The organism is Cohnella baijiui, from assembly GCF_020731285.1.
Lineage (GTDB): Bacteria > Bacillota > Bacilli > Paenibacillales > Paenibacillaceae > Cohnella.
This window is the reverse complement of sequence record NZ_JAJFOW010000010.1, coordinates 1-18,897: the sequence shown is the minus strand read 5'-3', so window position 1 is coordinate 18,897 and position 18,897 is coordinate 1. Positions and strand designations below refer to the sequence as shown.

At 62.0% G+C, this 18,897-nt stretch carries 14 protein-coding genes; 11 read left to right on the top strand and 3 right to left on the bottom strand.

Annotated features, from left to right (window positions below; translation table 11 throughout):
- Positions 1 to 46 precede the first annotated feature (46 nt).
- From LKX83_RS12585 to LKX83_RS12575, 3 genes are all read left to right on the top strand, one after another.
- Positions 47 to 1,255: a M14 family zinc carboxypeptidase gene (locus LKX83_RS12585; protein ID WP_227882619.1), complete on the top strand. Its 1,209-nt coding sequence runs from the start codon at positions 47 to 49 to the stop codon at positions 1,253 to 1,255.
- Positions 1,256 to 1,472: 217 nt separating this feature from the next.
- Positions 1,473 to 1,775 carry an iron-sulfur cluster assembly accessory protein gene (locus LKX83_RS12580; RefSeq protein ID WP_227882618.1) on the top strand — a complete coding sequence of 101 codons (303 nt, stop codon included), beginning with the start codon at positions 1,473 to 1,475 and terminating at the stop codon, positions 1,773 to 1,775.
- Positions 1,762 to 2,031: a YuzB family protein gene (locus tag LKX83_RS12575; protein ID WP_227882617.1), complete on the top strand. Its 270-nt coding sequence runs from the start codon at positions 1,762 to 1,764 to the stop codon at positions 2,029 to 2,031. The genes LKX83_RS12580 and LKX83_RS12575 overlap by 14 nt, the downstream gene beginning before the upstream one ends.
- A 65-nt stretch (positions 2,032 to 2,096) precedes the next feature.
- Here the strand turns inward: LKX83_RS12575 and LKX83_RS12570 are convergent, their stop codons facing one another.
- On the bottom strand, positions 2,097 to 4,082 hold the full coding sequence (locus LKX83_RS12570; RefSeq protein WP_227882616.1) for an LTA synthase family protein: 1,986 nt from the start codon (positions 4,080 to 4,082) through the stop codon (positions 2,097 to 2,099).
- A gap of 281 nt (positions 4,083 to 4,363) precedes the next feature.
- Between LKX83_RS12570 and LKX83_RS12565 the strand changes: the two genes are divergently transcribed.
- Positions 4,364 to 4,996 carry an O-methyltransferase gene (locus LKX83_RS12565; protein ID WP_227882615.1) on the top strand — a complete coding sequence of 211 codons (633 nt, stop codon included), beginning with the start codon at positions 4,364 to 4,366 and terminating at the stop codon, positions 4,994 to 4,996.
- A gap of 55 nt (positions 4,997 to 5,051) precedes the next feature.
- On the opposite strand, the gene LKX83_RS12560 is transcribed toward LKX83_RS12565, so the two are convergent.
- Complete coding sequence (locus tag LKX83_RS12560; RefSeq protein ID WP_227882614.1) at positions 5,052 to 6,269, bottom strand: MFS transporter; 1,218 nt, start codon at positions 6,267 to 6,269, stop codon at positions 5,052 to 5,054.
- A gap of 223 nt (positions 6,270 to 6,492) precedes the next feature.
- Between LKX83_RS12560 and hemE the strand changes: the two genes are divergently transcribed.
- Genes hemE through hemG form a run of 3 tightly spaced genes read left to right on the top strand, consistent with a single transcriptional unit; the run spans position 6,493 to position 9,985 of the window.
- Positions 6,493 to 7,545 carry a uroporphyrinogen decarboxylase gene (gene hemE / locus LKX83_RS12555; protein WP_227882613.1) on the top strand — a complete coding sequence of 351 codons (1,053 nt, stop codon included), beginning with the start codon at positions 6,493 to 6,495 and terminating at the stop codon, positions 7,543 to 7,545.
- A complete protein-coding gene (gene hemH / locus LKX83_RS12550; protein WP_227882612.1) occupies positions 7,542 to 8,507 on the top strand; it encodes a ferrochelatase in 966 nt (321 codons plus the stop codon). Before hemE ends, hemH begins: the two co-directional genes overlap by 4 nt.
- On the top strand, positions 8,504 to 9,985 hold the full coding sequence (gene hemG / locus LKX83_RS12545; RefSeq protein ID WP_227882611.1) for a protoporphyrinogen oxidase: 1,482 nt from the start codon (positions 8,504 to 8,506) through the stop codon (positions 9,983 to 9,985). Before hemH ends, hemG begins: the two co-directional genes overlap by 4 nt.
- 807 nt (positions 9,986 to 10,792) lie before the next feature.
- Here the strand turns inward: hemG and LKX83_RS12540 are convergent.
- Complete coding sequence (locus LKX83_RS12540) at positions 10,793 to 11,482, bottom strand: TetR/AcrR family transcriptional regulator (RefSeq protein WP_227882724.1); 690 nt, start codon at positions 11,480 to 11,482, stop codon at positions 10,793 to 10,795.
- 166 nt (positions 11,483 to 11,648) lie between these two features.
- Here LKX83_RS12540 and LKX83_RS12535 point away from each other — a divergent pair, with 166 nt between their 5' ends.
- The 4 genes from LKX83_RS12535 to nagZ all read left to right on the top strand — a co-directional run bounded on the left by LKX83_RS12535 (position 11,649) and on the right by nagZ (position 18,426).
- Positions 11,649 to 13,121 (top strand): MDR family MFS transporter, encoded by a 1,473-nt coding sequence (locus LKX83_RS12535; RefSeq protein ID WP_227882610.1) that lies wholly within the window; start codon positions 11,649 to 11,651, stop codon positions 13,119 to 13,121.
- A 244-nt stretch (positions 13,122 to 13,365) separates the two neighbouring features.
- Complete coding sequence (locus LKX83_RS12530; RefSeq protein ID WP_227882609.1) at positions 13,366 to 15,228, top strand: cache domain-containing sensor histidine kinase; 1,863 nt, start codon at positions 13,366 to 13,368, stop codon at positions 15,226 to 15,228.
- Positions 15,200 to 16,840: a response regulator gene (locus LKX83_RS12525; RefSeq protein WP_227882608.1), complete on the top strand. Its 1,641-nt coding sequence runs from the start codon at positions 15,200 to 15,202 to the stop codon at positions 16,838 to 16,840. The genes LKX83_RS12530 and LKX83_RS12525 overlap by 29 nt, the downstream gene beginning before the upstream one ends.
- Entirely contained in the window at positions 16,837 to 18,426 is a 1,590-nt protein-coding gene (nagZ, locus tag LKX83_RS12520) for a beta-N-acetylhexosaminidase (protein WP_227882607.1), read from the top strand. Before LKX83_RS12525 ends, nagZ begins: the two co-directional genes overlap by 4 nt.
- The last annotated feature ends 471 nt before the right edge of the window (positions 18,427 to 18,897 follow it).

The window sequence follows — 18,897 nt, the reverse complement described above, 5'->3', positions numbered from 1 at the left end:
GTAGGACCCGGCAAGGCAACGCAACGCGAGAACGGAGGAGACAAGGGTGAACACGGTATCTTATATGGCGCGGGGCGGGGATACGCTGCGGCGGATCGCCTTGCAGCACGGCGTATCGTACGCCGCGATCGTCGCGGTCAACCCGCAGCGGGGCGAGCACGACCCGCTCGTGCAGGGAGAGCTTGTCCATATTCCGGTTCGGCTGCCGCGCCGTTATGTCGTACAGCGCGAAGATACGCTGGAGTCCCTGTCGGCCAAGCTGGGCTGCAGCGCCTCGCGGGTGCGCGAACTGAACGCCTTTTTAGAAGGGGAGCCCGAGGAAGATCAGGTGCTGGAGCTCCCCGACCCGCGCTCTGAACACATCGTCCAGGTCGAGGCGGAGTACGGTCCCGCACGGCTAGCGGCGGATCTGCAGCGGCTGAAGACGGCCTTTCCGTTCGTCACGGTGACGACGATCGGCCGCAGCGTCATGGGCAAGCCGATCTACGCCGCGAGGATTGGCGAAGGCGCCTTCCGGTGGCAGGTCAACGCCTCGTGCCATGCGAACGAGTGGATCACAACCGCGCTGCTCATGCGCTTTCTGGAGGATTACGGGAGGGCATGCCGGCGCAGAGGGACGATCGGGGGGAAAGAGGCCGCCTCGCTATTCCGCAAATGCACGCTTTGGGCGGTGCCCATGCTAAATCCGGACGGCGTAGAGCTCGTACAGGAAGGCGTCACGCTCGCCCACCCCCATTACCGGGAGCTCCTGGCTTGGAATCGCGGATCGCCATCGTTCCGCCGCTGGAAGGCCAACGTGCGCGGCGTCGACCTGAACGACCAGTTTCCCGCGTTTTGGGAAGAGGAGAAGGCGCGGCGCCGGATCCAGGAACCGGGTGCGCGCGATTACGGCGGCGAAGCGCCGCTGTCGGAGCCCGAAGCGCAGGCCGTCGCTTCCTTTACGGAGCGGATGGATTTTCACGCGGTGATGGCGCTGCATACGCAAGGCGAGGAGATCTACTGGAACTACCGGGGATGCGAGCCGCCCGAGTCCCGATATTGGGCCGATCGCCTGGGGCATGCGTCCGGTTATCGTCCCGTCGAGCTGACCGGCAGCGACGCCGGGTTCAAGGACTGGTTCATCCAAACGTATCGTCGTCCCGGCTTTACGGTCGAAGCGGGCTGGGGGCACAACCCGCTGCCGCCCGAGACGTTCGCCGAGACATACGACGATTGGCTGCGGCTCATGACGGAGGCGCTGGATTTGCCCTCCTGAGTCGAGCGGCCGGCATTCGGGCACACTTCAGTCAGTTTTCTCATGCGAGCGAGGCGGCTCGACACGACGCGGCTCGCGCCGAATCAACCGCGACGCCCTCACGCCGCTCGCCGGCGACGGCGCGGTCTTGCGCGGCCGGCCGCCGGGCTATACAATAGATATAATGCTTTCGGCCGGCCGCTCGGCCGCCCGGATTTCGAGACTGGAGTGAGACGACATGCAATGCAAAATTACCCGCAACGCCGCGAAGGTGCTTCGGCTCGAGCTGGACAAGCCGGAGAACGCCGAATTGAAACTGCGCGTCCTCATTACGCACAGCCACGGCGATCATGCCCATTACGGCCTGGATCTGTCGGAGCCGACGGAGAACGACGAGATCGTCTCGACGGATAAAGATATCGACGTGCTGCTGGCCAAAGGCGAAGAGCTGCTGGATGGCGTCAAGATCGATTACCTGTACTTCCCGCAAGAGGGCTTCGTCATCACGAATCCGAGCAAAGGCAATCATGGCGACCACTGAATCGCAGCCATTGGCCCCCGTTACCGGGCTGAACGATATCCGCATCTGCGACAAGTGCTCGCACGTCCGCGTGAAGACGCTGCTGCCCAAGCTGCAGAAGCTCGATCCGGAGGCCAGCATCCGGGTCGGCTGCAAATCGTACTGCGGGCCGTGCGGGAAACGCGCCTTCGTCTTCGTGAACGGACGTTACATCACCGCGCCGACCGAAGACGAGGCCGTCGAGAAGGTTCGTCCCTACATCAAGGCCCGCAAATAAAAAAGATCGCTCGTCGAAGGCGTACAGCCTCGATGAGCGATCTTTTTTTGCAAGTTTCCCGTGCCTTATTGCCGCTCCCGCATATTCGGAAGCAAGTCGTGCTCGACGACGCGGTCGGATACCGCGAGCTCGAGTGCCGCCGCGTCGATGCCCGCCTGGCAGGCGGACAACGACGCGGACGCGCCGTCCGGAAGCGCGTAGCAAGCGCCGTGCTCCGGCACGCCGTCGCTCCCCGGAACGTAGTAGTGGACGCCGTCCGTATACCCGCCGTTGCGGAAGACGACCGGTTTGGCGGCGGACGACAGCATGCTGACGCCCATCATTTTGCGGTCGCCGATCGGGATGCCGAGGAGCTGCAGAATCGTCGGCGCCGTGTCCATCTGTCCGACGGCTTTTTCGTTCACCCCGGCATGCTCGTCGTTCGGGAAGTGGATGAAGAACGGCACCTGGCGAACGATCCGGTCCTTTTCGACCTCGCTCAGGCTGCGTCCGTACAGCTGCTCGTACAGCTTCATGTCGTAAATGGAGTTGTCGTGATCGCCGTAGAACAGCAGCACCGTGTTTTCCCACAGGCCTTCTTCCTTCAACCGGCCGATCAGCTCTCCGATCGCTTCGTCCACGTAATGCGCCGCCTGCAAATAGTTGCCGAACGTCGTCCCCGCGAACTCGCCCGCATCGAATTGCGTGGACGAAGAAGGCAGATTAAACGGATGATGGCTGGAAATCGTGATCGCGAAGGCGTAGAACGGCGATTGGCCGCGGTCCTGCAGTTGATCGACGGTCTGTTGAAGAAACGACTTGTCCCCGAGCGACCAGCCGATCGGTTCGTCGATCTCGAAATCTTTGATATTGTAAAATTTGGCATAATTCATGTTGTGGTACATATTGTTGCGGTTCCAAAAGCTGCCGTCGTATGCATGATGCACGGTCGTATCGTAGCCCTGCTCGTTCAGGATGGAGGGGAGGCAGTCGAACGCGTGATCCGCGAACCGGATGAACACCGAGCCCGACGGCATCGGATGCAGCGAGCAGCTCGACAGGAAGTCGGCGTCCGAGGTTCGGCCTTGGCTCGTCTGGTGATAAAAATTCGGGAAATACGCGCTTTTGCCGATCAGCTCGTTCAAATTCGGCGTAATCGGCTGGCCGTTGACGGATTGTCCGATAACGAACGTCTGGAACGCTTCGGCTTGGATCATCAGGACGTTTTTGCCTGTGGCGGCGCCGAACAGCGGCTCCTTCTCGGCCTGCTGTTGCAGCTGCAGGCGACCGTCGAACCAGGCGCGCGCCTCCTGCATCTGCTCCTCGGTCACCCCGCCGCCGAACCAGTGCTCCTTGGCGTAGCGGTACGTATCGTAGCCGTGGAAGCCGAACAGGCCGGTCACGTTATAGATCGGAATGTTCCACCAATTGCCGTCGAACAACCCGCGCGCCCAGCCGTTTTTCTGGGTGTTGACGGGAACGGCGATCATCATGATGCCGCTCGCGAGAAGCGCGGCGCCGAGGGCGATCCGCAGCACCAGACCGAAACGGAACTTCCGACGACTTGCAGGTGGGACGCCCGTATACAGGTTGCGGGTGCGGGACGCGCGGTTTCGCCACAGGACGACCCCGGCGAACGCGATCGCCACAGGCAGATCGGCGAACAGAATCAAGTCTCCCTGGTGAATGAGGTTCCAGATGCTGTCTTCCAGCGCGCTGACCTGGCCGGCCTGCAGCAAGACGGGAACGGAGAGGAAGTCTTTAAAATAGCGGAAGTAGACGAGATCCGCCAGAACGGCGACCGACAGTACGAGATCGAGCAGGACAAGAACGACGGCTCGCGTCCGGCGTCCCAGCCAGACGGTCCAGAAGGTGATCAGCACCAACGCGCCAACGTTGACCGTCCATTTCCAGTGATTCATGCCGCCGACGTTCAGCTGCCCGTCAAGCCAATCCAGCTTGTAGAGCATCGAGGCGATGAGCAGCATAGCCCCCCAATACGGCCACAGCCCGAGACCGGCGAAGGAGAGGCGCAGGCCGCGGCGCGCCGCGCTCTGGATTTGCGTAATCATGGCGTGCCCCTTTCCACCGCTCCCGGAGGAATCATAGAAATGTTCGAGAACGGTTAACGCGGTGTTAAAAACAAATCAATTTTCAGTATATCGCGGATCGGCGGTTTTTTTCAAACCATGTTTCAAGCTTCAGCTTGGCAGCGCGTTTCTTGGCAGCGCGTTTCGTCCGATCGTCCGGGAGGCGCCGCAGGGGGCGGACTTGGGCGAAGGCCGGAGATTCGCTACAATAAGAGCATGCGCCCTTCCGAGGCGGGAGGGAAAGGAAGGAGAGGCGAACGAGTATGGAAAAGACGCCGGACGACTATTTCGACGGGCTGTTTCCGCCGGATCCGATGCTGGCGAAGGTGAAGGAAGAAATTCAAAAGCGGGGGATGCCGGACATTTCCGTCGCGCCCGGCTACGGGCGGCTGCTCACGCTGCTAACGGCGTCAAGCGGCGCGAAGCGGGCGCTCGAGATCGGTGCGCTGGCCGGCTACAGCGGCATCTGCATCGCTCGAGGGCTTCCCGAGGACGGGCGGCTCACGTCGTTGGAGCTGCGCCCGGACTATGCGGAGCTGGCGCTCGCGAATCTGGCGGCCGCCGGCTACGGCGACCGCGCCGAGTCGATCGTGGGCGACGCGCTCGGAAGCTTGTCCCGGCTGGAGGAAGAAGGAAGGCGATTCGATTTGATCTTCATCGACGCCGACAAGGAAAACTATTTGAACTATCTGGAACGCGCCATTCGCTTGGCCCATCCCGGTGCCGTCATCGCCGCCGACAACACGCTGCTTCGGGGCCGGACGTTGAATTCCGACAAGCAGGGTCCGGCGGTGCTCGCGGTACGCGAATTCAACCGCGTCATCGCGACCGATCCGCGGCTGCTGAGCGCGCATTTGCCGGCTTACGACGGTCTGGCGCTCGCCATGGTGCGTTAGCGAATGGCGCTCGGCCGAGGCGATCGCGGGTCGTGAGGCGGCAAGCCGGATGGGGTCACCGACCGCCGGACGACAGACCGGCCGGCCGCTTCGCCACGGTACGGGACGTCCACACGGCGGTCGCGAGCAGCGCGGCCGCGGAGACGAGGAACAAGCCTTGGATGCCGATCAGGCCCGACAGCGCGCCGCCGACGACGGGGCCGACCATGTTGCCGAGCGCGAGCGAGCTGCTGTTGAAGCCGAACGCCATGCTCACTTGGTTGTCCGGCGTGTGCCGCCGGATCAGGGCGTTCACCGTCGGGATGAGTCCGCCGACGAAGCAGCCGAGGAAAAACCGGCTGACGAGCAGTTGTCCGACGTTGGCGACAAACGCTTGCGGGATGAACATGATTCCCGCTCCGAGCAGCGAGAAGAGCAAGATTTTGGGCGCGCCGAACCGGTCGCTGAAGCGGCCGAGGATCGGCGCGCACACCATGTTGGAGAAGCCCGTGACGGAGCCGACGAACCCGGACCAGAACGCCAGGTTTTCCGTCGTGCCGTGCAGGTGGTGCACGTAGATCGGAATGAGCGTCATCGGACTCAGCATGGCGAACTGGATGAGGAACGTTACGGTGAACAGGGCGGGCAGCTGCGGGATTCCCGCGAGCTGGCGAAAGCCTTGCGCGAGGCTGACGCTCGGCGCGGTACGGGCGGCGGCGCGGTCGAAGTTTTCCTTTACGAGAATCCAAGAGACCGTAGAGGCGAGAAAGAGCAGCGTCCCGGTAATATAGAAGATCGGCCTGTAGCCGAACGTGTCCGCCATCAGCCCGCCGATCAGCGGCCCGAGGATGGCGCCGGCGGTTCCGCCGGACTGGAGCGTGCCCATCGCGAAGCCCATCTTGTCCTTCGGCGTCGTCGCGGAGACGAGCGAGACGGCGGCGGGGGAAAAGCCCGAAATGACGCCGTTCATCAGCCGAAGCAGCAGCAGATGCAGCGGCGTGGCGGCGAAGCCCATCAGCACCATGACGACGGACATGCCGAAGCCCGAACGAAGCAGCATGACCTTGCGCCCGTAGCGGTCCGAGAGCTTTCCCCACAAGGGCTGAAAGAAGAACGAGGTGACGAAGTTCGCCGCGAAGATGAAGCCCGCCCAGACGCCGATCTCATGTTCGCCCCGAACGCCGAGGTCCTGCTGGAGATACAGGGAGAGAAACGGGGTAATCATCGTCATGCCTGCCATGACCAGAAAATTGCCGAACCACAGCACGGCGAGGTTGATTTTCCAACGCTGCATTCCCGCGACCTCCGGATGCCAGATTTGCCCAAACGGTACCAGTATACCACACGCGCAATACCCGGGCGGAAACGGCAACCGTCCGGTCAGAGCCGTTTGTCATAGGATTGTCATACTCGCCGGGGCATGGAAGGTTGTGGGTGCCAACCAAAAAGGGCATAATGGTACAGAACGAACGTATCGGAACTCGTTTACTTTATTACGTCAAAGGGGACGCTCCACGATGAATGACCGCTTCTTGCGCGCTTGCCGCCGCGAGCCCGTCGATCGGGTGCCCGTCTGGTACATGCGCCAGGCCGGGCGGTACGACCCCGACTACCGCAAGATCAAGGAAAAATATACGCTGCTGGAAATCTGCCGGCAGCCGGAGCTCGCGGCCGAGGTGACGATGATGCCCGTGCGCAAGCTGGGTGTCGACGCGGCCATCCTGTATTCCGACATCATGAACCCCGTCGCGTCGATCGGCATCGATTTCGACATCGTCAAAGACATCGGGCCCGTCATCCACAATCCGGTGCGGTCGGCCGCGGACGTCGATCGGCTGAAGCCGGTTGACCCGGAAGGCGATCTGGGCCACGTGCTGGAGACGATCCGCATTCTGGACCGGGAGCTGGGTGTGCCTCTCATCTCGTTCGCCGGCGCTCCGTTCACGCTTGCCAGCTATCTCGTGGAGGGCAAGCCTTCGAAGTCATACATGCGGACGAAGGCGCTCATGTACGGAGATCCCGAGACCTGGCACAAGCTGATGGGCAAACTCGCCGACATGGCCGCCGCTTATTTGCGGGCGCATGCCGCCGCGGGCGCGAAGGCGGTGCAGCTGTTCGACAGCTGGGTCGGATCGCTCGCGCCGCACGATTTCGCCGCGTTCGTGCAGCCGCACGTTGAGAGCATCTTCGCTCAACTCGCGGACTTGTCGCTGCCGAAGATCTATTTCCCGGGCGTGAGCTCGGGCGAGCTGCTGCCGCTGCTGACCGACCTGCGCGCGGACGTCGTCGGCCTCGACTGGCGCGTGCCGCTATCCGAAGGCCGCCGCCGCACCGGCGGACGGTTCGCGGTTCAGGGCAATTTGGACCCGTATGTCCTTACCGCGCCGATGGACGTCATCCAGGCGCACGCCCGCCGACTCGTCGACGAGGGTACGCGGGAGCCCGGTTTCATTTTTAACCTGGGCCACGGATTGTATCCCGAAGCGTCGCTCGACAAGCTCCGGGAGTTGACGGAGTATGTGCACGCATATTCGGCCCAAAAGCTATCATCCTCGGAGGTGTCGTCATGAGCGAAACCCGACGCGCGATCGGCGTGCTGGTCATGTCCTACGGAACGCCGGAGAGTCTGGAAGGCGTGGAGGCGTATTATACGCACATTCGCAGAGGCCATCCCCCGACGGCAGAGCAGCTTGAAGATTTGACCTCGCGGTACCGGGCCATCGTGGGCGGGGTGTTTCCGCTGCGCGAAAACACGAACCGTCAGGTCGACGCCCTGCAGCGGACGCTGGACGAAACGGCGGGCGCCGGCAAGTACGTCTGCTACCAAGGTCTGAAACATGCGTCTCCGCTTATCGAGGACGGCATCGCGGCGATGGCCGCGGATGGCATCGCCGAAGCGATCGGCGTCGTGTTGACGCCGCAGTACTCGGCGATGAGCGTGGGCGGCTACATGAAGCGGGCGAAAGAAGAGGCCGACAAGCGGGGGATTCGCTTCGCCGCGATCGAGAGCTACCATCTGCATCCGGCGCTCATCTCGGCGCTTGAGCAGCGCGTGCGGGGCGGGCTGGACAAGCTGGGCAACGAGGCGTCCGAGGCGCTTGTGCTGTTCAGCGCGCACAGCCTGCCGGCCAAAATCCTGGAAACGAACGATCCCTATCAGGATCAGCTGCTGGAAACGTCCCGCGCGGTCGCCGAGGCGGCCGGCGTGCAGCGCTGGCAGTTCACGTGGCAGAGCGCCGGCCAGACCGGCCAGCCTTGGCTCGGGCCGGACATTCTGGACACGCTCGAGACGCTGGCCAAAGAAGGCGTGCGCGCGGTGCTGGTGACGCCGGTCGGCTTCGTGTCGGATCATCTCGAGGTGCTGTACGACATCGACCTCGAAGCGAAGCGGCAGGCGGAAGAGCTGGGCGTCCGGCTCGAGCGGATCGACATGCTGAACGACGACGGACAATACATGCAAGCATTGGCCGAGACGGTGATCGCGGCCGACGAAGGGCTGCGTTCGGACGCGGCAAAGGAGGGTGGCGTATGAGCGGGAAAGAGCTGCGTGTCGCGATAGTCGGCGGCGGGCTCACCGGCCTCAGCGCCGCTTTTTACTTGAAGCGGCTCGGCAGGGAGGCGGGACGCACCGTGGACGTGACGGTGCTCGAGGCGTCGGACCGGCTCGGGGGCAAGGTGAACACGCTGCGCAAGGACGGCTTCGTCATCGAGCGCGGCCCGGATTCGTTCCTCGGGCGCAAGCTGCCGATGCTGCATTTGGCGCGCGAGCTCGGACTGCTGGACGAGTTGGTCGGCACGAATCCGGCCGCCGTGAAAACGTATCTGGCGAACGGAGGCCGGCTGGTTCCGATGCCGAAGGGCATGAACCTCGGCATCCCGAACGAGCTGGGCGCCTTCGCGCGCAACAGCGTCGTGTCGCCCCACGGCAAGCTGCGGGCGCTGGACGAGCTCCGCATCCCGCCGCGCGAAGGCGGCGGCGACGAGTCGGTCGGCGCCTTCCTCGAGCGCCGGCTCGGCAAGGAGATGGTCGAACGCATCGCGGAGCCGCTGCTGGCGGGCATCCATGCGGGCGACCTCTATGCGCTTGGCCTGGAGGCGACCTTCCCGCAGTTCGCCGATATGGAGCGCCGTTACGGCAGCGTCATCCGCGGCATGATGGAGGCGCGTCAGTCGGCGCCGACGGCGGGCGCGAAGGCGGCTGCCGCCCGTTCGGCCGCGGTTGGCGGCGCCAGCGTGCCGCCGACGGCGTTTCTGACGTTCCGCAGCGGGTTGTCCGTCCTCATTGAGACGCTTGCGGCGCGGCTTCGCGCGGAGAGTGCCGACATACGGCTGGGCGCCCGCGTGAAAGGGCTGGAAAAAGCAGCGCCGGAGACGGCGGACGCGGCACCGGCCTACCGTTTGCGTCTCGCGGACGGCGCCGTGCTGGACGCCGATGCGGTGCTGTTCGCGCTGCCGGCGTTCGCGACGTCGCCGCTGCTCGCGCCTCATGCCGACGCGAGCGCCCTCGACGCGATCCGCTACGTCTCGGTCGCCAACGTCGTGTTCGCCTACGACGACGATCGCCGGTTCAACCACAAGCTGGACGGCTCCGGCTTCCTCGTGCCCCATTCGGAAGGGCGGACGATCACGGCCAGTACCTGGACGTCGTCCAAATGGCGGCATACGGCGCCGGCGGGCAAGCGGCTCGTCCGCTGCTATGTCGGCTGGGCCGGCGACGAATCGGCCGTGGAGCTGCCGGACGACGAGATGACCGCAGCCGTGCAGCGTGATCTCTACGAGCTTATGGGATTGACGGCGGAGCCCGCCTTCGTCGAGATCACGCGGCTGCGCCACTCGATGCCGCAGTATCCGGTCGGCCATGTCGAGCGGATCGCGGCGTTCCGGGCGGGGCTCGCCGAGCGGTTGCCCGGCGTCCTGGCCACCGGCCACGCGTTCGGCGGCGTCGGCTTGCCCGACTGCGTCGAGCAGGGCCGCGCGGCGGCCGAGGAGCTGCTCGCGCTGCGTGTGTGACGCCAAAGGATTCAACAAAAAAGAAGGGCTGTCTCATCAGGTTGTAATTGGGCTCGAGAGTCAGCAGCGCTGTTTTCAACGCTGCTTAATTGGAAATAATTGACGATCTTCCATTCAGGACGGCTGCCTCTGACGCGTGGCAATCTGCGAGGCTGGTTTCGAACGAATCGGTTGGGTCTTCGTGAATATTCGTCGGATTCAGGCCGATGGTTCGCCACTGGTGTATGCCATTCGGCCTTGTTTGCGCTCGGTTCGTGTCGCTCAGTAAAATAGTTGCATTCGTACATCTATTTAGGGTCACTTCGGGAGGGTGGAACGGTTTACTTGTAAAAGTGCATCTAATTTATCGTAAATCCGTCCTATACGTAGAAAACGGACGATCTAGTTGTACGATTGCAACTAAATGACCGTGAAGAAGGAAATATAGCAAAATTAGATGTACATTTGCACCTAAATCGTTGGATGCGGATAGGCAACACGGAAAACGGATGCCGATGTTTTATGCGTCGCGTCATGCCGAAGGTAAGCTTGGAGGTCGGATGGCTTTTGCTTGCCCATCATTTGTTGAAGGCAGCGGATCGAAAGCGAGGAATGGCGGTGCAGGGATCATCTCCCCAACACCGCCATTCCTTCGTTTTTATACGTTTAGCTGTCTGTCCCGTGAACAGACTTACATTTGAGACTCCCTCTTCTTTTTTGGCGTGGTTTGGCGTGGGCTGTATGGCTACAGCTGCACGCAGGGCGCCCCTCGCTCGCTGTAAACCCGAAAAACTCGGGCTACATTCCCGGCCCGGTCACCTTCGCCCCCTAAGCCACGCCGTACGTGATCTTTTGCACCAAGTATGCGAGCTTCTCGGACATGAATCCGTCGTCTACCTGCGCGTACGCCTCGGGCGTGAACAACTGAAGCTTCTTGATCTGATAGTAGTCCCAGAGCGCCGCGGACAGCGTCAGATGATGCTTCATTAGCGAGGACGGATCGATCAGCTCGCGGAACATCGCCTCGTCCTGAAGGATGACCAGCGTCGCGTTCAAGCGATGAAACACGCCGACGTCCATCCCTTTCTCATAGAACGCCCGCAGCCGCTCGTTGCGGCTGCCGATCGCCGCGTTCAGCACCGCGAAGAAGGCCGGGTAGCCGTCGCGCAGGTCGTTCATGAACGGATCGCTGCCGTAGTTGGCGATATGCAGGCTCCGGGCGAACGACTGCTGGAACCGGACGGCATACGACACGCTGTCGTCCGGAAGCTCGCTTAGGTCCTTCTCGATGACGACATCGATGAACATTTGCACGAGCATTTCGATGATTTCGTCCTTGGAGCTGAAGTATTTATATAAAGTCGCCTTGGAGATGTCCATATGCTTGGCGAAGTCGTCCATCCGCAGCTGCTGGAATCCGACCGACTTGATCGGATGGAGCAGCTTGGCGGCGAGCTTGCGTTTGCAGTCGGGATCGGAGTAGCGCCAGCCCGCGCTCGCTTGTTCTTCGCTTTTCATCACGTCGCACACTCCTTCTACTTTCCTTCAGTATAAACAAATCCGCCAGGAAGGTAAACGACATGTACGAACTATACTGATATTGGTTAAAATAGTTTACATTGTTCAGGTTGTGTAGTATGATCAGTTCACCATACAGAGATCTGCAAGGATAGGGGAGAAAACGATGACTCAAAAGCAGGACGTCGGCCAAGTGCGGTTTTGGCCGATCATGGCCGCCATTTTCTTCGGCTCGTTCCTCAGCATTCTCGGCATCAGCACGATCAACATCGCGCTGCCGCTGCTCATGGAGGACTTTCATGCCGGCCTGAACACGATTCAATGGGTACTGACGGGCTTTATGCTGTCGCTTGGCGTCGTCGCGCCGCTCACGGGTTGGCTCGGGGACCGGTTCGGCTACAAAAAGGTGTATTTGCTCGCGATGGCGGGCTTCACGTTGACCTCGCTGCTCTGCGCGCTGGCCTGGAACGACGTTTCGCTAATCGCCTTCCGCATTTTGCAGGGCGCGTTCAGCGGACTCGTGCTGCCCGCGACGATGACGATCATCTTCCAGATTATTCCCCGGGAAAAGCAGGCATTCGCCGTCAGCATCTGGATGCTGTCCGCCATGCTGGCGCCTGCGTTCGGGCCGACGATCAGCGGCTGGCTCATCGAGAGCTTCAGCTGGCGGTGGCTGTTCTACATGAACTTGCCGATCGGGCTCGTGGCCATCGTCTTTATCGTCGGGATGATCCCGAACTATCGGCTCAGCACCGGCAAGAAGCTGGACAAATCGGGACTCGCCGCCGTCGTCGTCAGCAGCGCGTCGCTGCTCGTCGCGCTGAGCGAGGGCCGGCTGTGGGGGTGGACGTCCTGGCGCACGCTCGGCTTGCTGGCGCTCGGGCTCGTTGCGCTCGTCCTGTTCGTCGTCCGCGAGCTGTACGCCAAGGAACCTCTGCTCGATTTGCGGGTCATGCGGAACGGCCGCTACGCCTTCACGCTGCTGTCCGGCACGATCATCACGATCAGCCTGTATTCCGGGACGCTGCTCGTGCCGCTGTTCCTCCAGAACGTGCAGCACATCACGCCGCTCGACACCGGCATCATCATGCTTCCGGCTTCGCTCGTCATGGCGCTCACGATGCCGCTCGCCGGCAAGATGTACACGCGCCTGGGGCCGCTCTGGCTGACGGTCGGCGGTCTCGTCCTCATCCTCGTCGGCAGCTACGAGATGACGCACCTAAGCGTAGGTGCCTCGCACGCCTATATTATCTTGTGGATGACGGTCCGCAATATCGGCGTTTCGTTCGCCGCCTCCGCGACAAGCACGGCCGGAATGGAGGACATTCCGCCCTCGCTCTCCGGACATGCGTCCTCCGTCACGAACTGGGTGCGCAACGTCGGCGGATCGTTCGCGATCGCGCTGTTCACCTCGCTGCTCATCTCGCATGCGTCCGACCACGCGGCGAAGCTGACCGCAGCCGGTCCGCAGGCGCAGCCGATCCAATTGCTCGCGTATACGATGGGAGTCAATGACGTCTTCATGGCGGCGACGATCATCGGCGTGCTGGCCGTACCATTCGGCTTGCTGGTGCGCAAGAAGCGAAACGACCGCCACGAGACGCTGGCCCCCGACGTCGGGCAAGAGCAGACGGCTTGACGGACCGGTCCCCTTTTCTATTTACCATCCAGAGCCCCGGCATTCGCCGGGGCTCTTTGCGTTGTCGGACGAAGGAAGAGGAGGAGAAGACAAGACGAGGACTAGACGTTTTTATCCCTTGACTGTGCGAATGAGTTCTTATCCGTCCGCGGAGGGTTTTTTATAATAGAGCTATGGCGGGGCCGTCTTCCTGTTATAATCGGGGGTGTCAGTCAGTCGCGAAGAGAGGAAGGAAGCAGCGCCGATGAGCTTGGGCAAACGCATGTTCACCGCTTTTTTCGTCTTTATCATTCTGCCGCTGTTCGTGCTCGGGACGGTTTCCTATCTGGCTTTTCAGCATATCACCGAAAAGAAGTATACCGAACAGATGGAGCTATCCATGAACGCCATCGGCCGCAACCTGAACAACATGATCAAGGAAGCCAACTATTTCTCCGACTTTTGGGTGACGACCGAAGACAGCGTCGAGAGCGTCAAGCAATCGATCGTCCCGGAGCGGGGCAAGTCGGCCGGAGGAGACAACACCTACGACGATCTGGTCGAAAAGCAGAAGCTGACCCGGCGCGTGCTGCTTACGTACCCGGGCATCAAATCGGTTACCATGTATCGCAACAACGGGCGGGTCGTCAGCGTGGACTTTATCCAGGACCAGCCGATCCCGATCCGCGATCTGCAGACGAACCCGATCTACCAGGAGGTGCTCCGGAAAAACGGCGCCCCCGTCTGGATCGGCCCGAACGAGGACCGCGAACTGACGGGGATCAACAATCTGTTCACGCAGATCCGCGTCGTGCTCGATATCAATACGCTGCAGTCTCAGGGCATTCTCGTCATCCGGTTCCAAATGAACGAATTGAACCGCACCTTCGAATTTTACAACACTGAAGGCCGGGAGGACCGCCGCTATCTCATCGTCGGACGCGGAGGCACGGTCGTCTATGACAGCCATAAAACGATGGAGGGCCATCCGTTCCAGAAGGAGATGGACCGGGATGGCAAGCTCGATCTGAAGCGCAACTTCGAAACGAAAACGATGACGTTCGACGGCCAGAAGAGCCTCGTTTCCGTTCACAATCTCGGGGACATCCAGCGGCTCGGCACCGGCGACTGGACACTCGTCACTGTGACGAACTGGAAATACCTGTCCGGCGACATGGCGGTAATGCTCCGCTGGGTCGTCCTGATCACGGCGGCGTGCATTGCCTGCGCCCTCATTTTCAACCTGATGTTCATCCGCCGGACCGTCCATTTCTTCGTCCGCGTGGCCAACGCCATGCGCCGGGTGGAGCGGGGCGACCTGACGACCCGCGTGCCGGTCGAGGGCAACGACGAGACGGTCATTCTCGCCAAAGGTTTCAACAGCCTGGTTGGGCGGGTGTCCGAACTGCTAGACGACGTGACGAAGGAACAGCGGCGCAAGCGCAAAGCCGAGATGATGCTGCTGCAGGCGCAGATCAAGCCGCACTTTTTGTTTAACGCGCTGGAATCCATCAACATCCTGGCGGTGCAAAACGAAGGGCGCAAGGTAAGCAAGATGGTGCAGCGGCTCGGCAACATTTTCCGCATCAGCATCCAGCAGAAAGAAGAGATCCGCATCGAGCAGGAGCTGGAGCATTTGCGAAGCTATCTGGAAATCCAGAAGTTTCGCTTCGAGGAGCTGTTCGACTACGAGATCGACGTGCCCGCCGACCTGCTGCCGCATCCGATCCTGAAGCTCACGCTGCAGCCGCTCGTTGAGAACAGCATCCAGCACGGCTTCGAGGGCATCGACTACTTCGGCCGCATCACCGTGCGCGCGAGAGAGGAGAACGGCAACATCGCCTTCTATGTGGAGGACAACGGCATCGGCATTCCGCACGAGCAGCTGGCGAAGTTCGCCTCGAGCGGGGTGACGACGCTGGAGCAGATGTACGAGGAATCGCCGGAGACGGGCGAGCGGCGCGGGCTTGGGGTCGGCAACGTGGCCGACCGGCTGCGGATCCACTACGGAGCGGGGTACGGCCTGTTCCTGTGCAGCTCGCCCGGCCAAGGCACCGTGATCAAATGCGTCATACCGATGCAAGCGGGGAGTGAAACGGATGAAGCTAAAGGCGCTATTGGTGGATGACGAGATCCACATTCTCAAAAACTTGCAGGCGGTCGTCCCCTGGGACGAGCTCGGCGTGGAGGTGGTCGAGACGGCGCGCAACGGCGAGCAAGCGCTCGAGGCGGCGCGCACGCACCAGCCGGAGCTGATCCTGTGCGACATCCGCATGCCGGTCATGGACGGCATCGCCTTTTTAAGCGCGTTGCGGGAGCTGAACTCCGACGCCGAGGTCATCATGATGACGGGCTACCAGGACTTCAGCTATGTGCGTTCCGTGATCCGCTACGAGGTGCGGGACTACATCCTGAAGCCAATCGACTACGACGAGCTGGGGCAGACGATCAGCCGGCTTGCCGACGGCATCCGGGAGCGGAAGACCGAGCAGCAGACGATTCAGCGCGAATGGCGGCAAGTGTTTCATTTGGCATACGAGAAAGTGCTTTACGACCTGTTAATCGACGTAGGCGGAAGCTCGGCGCGGCCGTTCCTCAAGCTGCACGAGCTGTCCGGCGAGGATTTGACCTTCGCGATGATGCTGGTTGACGTCGCGGACTACTCCAAAAAGGAGCGCAATTGGGACGAGAAGGAACGCAAGCTGTGGAACTTCGCGGTCCACAACATCCTGCAGGAAAATCTCGGCCAGCTCGGCATTCCGTATTCGGTGCTCCAGGTGCGCAGCGGCGAATGGTGCGTGCTGGTCGAGCGGATCCCGCCGGAGACGTTCGACCGCGAGGAGTGCGAAGGATGGGGCAACCGGCTACGGGACGCGGTCTCCCGATTTCTGAAGCTTAGCATTCGCGTCGCGCTTCATCCGGCTCCCGTCTCGCTCGATCGGCTCGCCCGCACTTACAAAAACTTGCAGCGCTCGCTCAGCCTGAACGCCGGACTGGAAGAGACGATCATCGTCCCCGAGAAGGTCAAAGGACAGCCGGACGCTTCGCAGCGGCTGTGGGACCGCATCGAGGAGATGGTGACGGGGCTGAAGCGCTGCGACCGGCGCAAGACGGAAGCCGCCCTGCGCGAGCTGAATGAAAGCTTCCGGCAGCTGCCGGACGCGTCCTACGAGCGGGTGCAGCCGATCCTGCATTATCTTTGCCTCCATCTGCTCCGGGAGATGCGGGCGATGGATGTCATCGGTCCGGACGACGAATCCGCTTTTTGGAGTCAAATCGACCGCAATCCGGGCATCCGGGAAACGCTGGCGGTCATCAACCGGCTCGTCGACCGCTCCATCGACAGCGTCATGAAGAAAAAGACGAGCGACGTGCTCATGCTGTCCGCCAAGGACTACATCGAGCGGAATCTGTCGTCGGACCTCTGCATCGATACGTTGGCCGACTATCTCGGCATCAGCGGCAGCTATTTCAGTCTGCTCTTCAAGCAGCATTTCAACGAGACGTTCGTAGAGTACGTGACGAAGCAGCGGATGGAAATGGCCAAATCGCTGCTCGCCATCAGCGACAAAAGCGTCACGGCCATCGGACAGATGGTCGGCTACGCGGAACGGCGGTATTTTACGCGGGTATTCAGCAAGTACACCGGCTTGCTTCCGTCCGAATACCGCGAACAAGCTCAAAATCATACGGATCAACCGATTCTTACCGAATGGATCGAAAAGGAGCTGCGGGGATGACGAACAAAGGTACCGATTGGCGGCAACTGGATTTGAAGCAAAAGATCGGTCAGCTGTTCCTGTGCGGGTTCGACGGTCTTGAGCCGACCGAAGGCATCGTGAAGCTGATCGAGGATTACGGCTTGGGCGGAATCGTCTATTTTCGCCGCAACCTGAAGGACGCGGGACAAGTAGCGGCACTCTCGGCCGCCCTGCAATCCCATGCGGAAGTGCCGCTCTTTACGACGATCGACCAGGAAGGCGGCATGGTCGTCCGGTTGGAGGAAGGCGTGACGGTCATGCCGGGCAACATGGCGGTCGGCGCGGCCTCGAATCCGGAGCTCGCCTACGAGGCGGCCAAGCGGGCGGGGGCCGAGCTGCGCGAAATCGGCGTGAACGTCAACTTCGCGCCCTGTCTCGACGTGAACAACAATCCCCGCAACCCGGTCATCGGCGTCCGGTCGTACGGCGAGGAGCCGCAGTCCGTGGCGGTGCTGGGCGAAGCGCAAATCCGCGGCTATCAGGAAAGCGGCGTCGTCGCCGTGGCCAAGCATTTTCCGGGTCATGGCGACACCGCCTCGGACTCGCACCTCGAGCTGCCGGTCGTCCCGCATAGCCGGGATCGGCTGGACGCCGTCGAGCTCGTGCCGTTCCGCGCGGCTATCGCGGCGGGCGTCGACGCAATCATGACGGCGCACGTCGTGTTTCCGGCTTACGAGCCGGACCATGTGCCGGCCACGCTTTCGCGCCGAATCCTGACGGGTCTGCTGCGGGAGCAGCTCGGCTACGAAGGCGTCATCGTCACGGACTGTCTCGAGATGAACGCGATCTCCGAGACGCTGGGCGTGGCGCGCGGCGCGGTGGAGGCGGTCAAAGGCGGAGCGGACCTGATTCTCGTCAGCCACCGGCTGGAGCGTCAGATCGCGGCGCTCGAAGCGGTTTGCGAGGCGGTGCTGGCCGGCGAAATTCCGGAGTCCCGGATCGACGACGCCGTGCGTCGGGTATGGACGCTGAAGGAGAAGAGAGGGCTGTTCGCAGACGCGCGCCCGGTCGCGCCCGATCGCCCGCGCGCCGAAGAAGTGTCCCGGCTGCTGAGCGAGCGGGCCGTGACCGTCGTCAAGGGCGGAGACCGGCTGCCGCTGCGCAAGGATGGGCGCACGCTCGTCGTCTGGGCGGAAGCGCGCCGGGGAACCGAGGTCATCGAGGTCATCCATCAGGTATGGACGCTCGGCGCCGCGCTCGCCGCCGAAGGCTACGACGTGGTCGAGCGGCGCGTCGGCCTCGATCCGGCGCCCGAGGAGACGGAGGAAACGCTGGCCGCGGCGGCCGGCGCGGACACGATCGTCTTCGCCTCCTACGATGCCGCTTTTTATCCGCAGCAGGTCGCGCTCATCCGTGCGCTCGGCGAACTCGAGGGCAAGACGGTTGTGCTGGTTGCCACCCGCACGCCTTACGATCTGCTGGAGGCGACGGCGGTCCCCGCGTACCTGTGCACGTACGAGAACAAGCCGACGATGATGTCGGCCGCCGCCGGCGTCCTGTCCGGGCGGCTGCCGGCAAAGGGGCGCCAGCCCGTCACGATCGGCGACTACCCGCGCGCGCGTTGAGCGCATAGGTGCTCGCATTTCGGCGCGGCAACGAACATCGAAGCGAGGGCCTTCGGTTCCCGACTTTGTCGGGGCCGGAGGCTTTTTGCTTGCACTGGGGGACTAGGGCAGGGAAGGTGTCGGTCGGGGGCGGCGGGGAGATTGGGACAAAGCGTACCGTACATGGCGCTAAGGGAGGGCTAAGTTGACGAGTGTGCGGTAATCGGTACCGCACATGCAGCTAGGAAAGAGCGAGTTAGGCGAATGTACTGTAAAGAGTTCCGTACATACCGTGTGTGTGGGGCTCGGATGACGGATGTACTGTAAAAAGTACCGTACATACCGTGTGTGGGGGGCTCGGAAGACAGATGTACTGTAAAAAGTACCGTACATACCGTGTGCGTGGGGCTCGGAAGACAGATGTACTGTAAAAAGTTCCGTACATACCGTGTGTGGGGGGCTCGGAAGACAGATGTACTGTAAAAAGTACCG

What these genes read in the sequence shown, in the direction of transcription:
- LKX83_RS12580 (WP_227882618.1), top strand. Translation starts at nt 1,473, where the DNA reads ATGCAATGCAAAATTACCCGCAACGCCGCGAAGGTGCTTCGGCTCGAG.
- LKX83_RS12575 (WP_227882617.1), top strand. Translation starts at nt 1,762, where the DNA reads ATGGCGACCACTGAATCGCAGCCATTGGCCCCCGTTACCGGGCTGAAC.
- LKX83_RS12570 (WP_227882616.1), bottom strand. Translation starts at nt 4,082, where the DNA reads ATGATTACGCAAATCCAGAGCGCGGCGCGCCGCGGCCTGCGCCTCTCC.
- LKX83_RS12565 (WP_227882615.1), top strand. Translation starts at nt 4,364, where the DNA reads ATGGAAAAGACGCCGGACGACTATTTCGACGGGCTGTTTCCGCCGGAT.
- LKX83_RS12560 (WP_227882614.1), bottom strand. Translation starts at nt 6,269, where the DNA reads ATGCAGCGTTGGAAAATCAACCTCGCCGTGCTGTGGTTCGGCAATTTT.
- hemE (WP_227882613.1), top strand. Translation starts at nt 6,493, where the DNA reads ATGAATGACCGCTTCTTGCGCGCTTGCCGCCGCGAGCCCGTCGATCGG.
- hemH (WP_227882612.1), top strand. Translation starts at nt 7,542, where the DNA reads ATGAGCGAAACCCGACGCGCGATCGGCGTGCTGGTCATGTCCTACGGA.
- hemG (WP_227882611.1), top strand. Translation starts at nt 8,504, where the DNA reads ATGAGCGGGAAAGAGCTGCGTGTCGCGATAGTCGGCGGCGGGCTCACC.
- LKX83_RS12540 (WP_227882724.1), bottom strand. Translation starts at nt 11,482, where the DNA reads ATGAAAAGCGAAGAACAAGCGAGCGCGGGCTGGCGCTACTCCGATCCC.
- LKX83_RS12535 (WP_227882610.1), top strand. Translation starts at nt 11,649, where the DNA reads ATGACTCAAAAGCAGGACGTCGGCCAAGTGCGGTTTTGGCCGATCATG.
- LKX83_RS12530 (WP_227882609.1), top strand. Translation starts at nt 13,366, where the DNA reads ATGAGCTTGGGCAAACGCATGTTCACCGCTTTTTTCGTCTTTATCATT.
- LKX83_RS12525 (WP_227882608.1), top strand. Translation starts at nt 15,200, where the DNA reads ATGAAGCTAAAGGCGCTATTGGTGGATGACGAGATCCACATTCTCAAA.
- nagZ (WP_227882607.1), top strand. Translation starts at nt 16,837, where the DNA reads ATGACGAACAAAGGTACCGATTGGCGGCAACTGGATTTGAAGCAAAAG.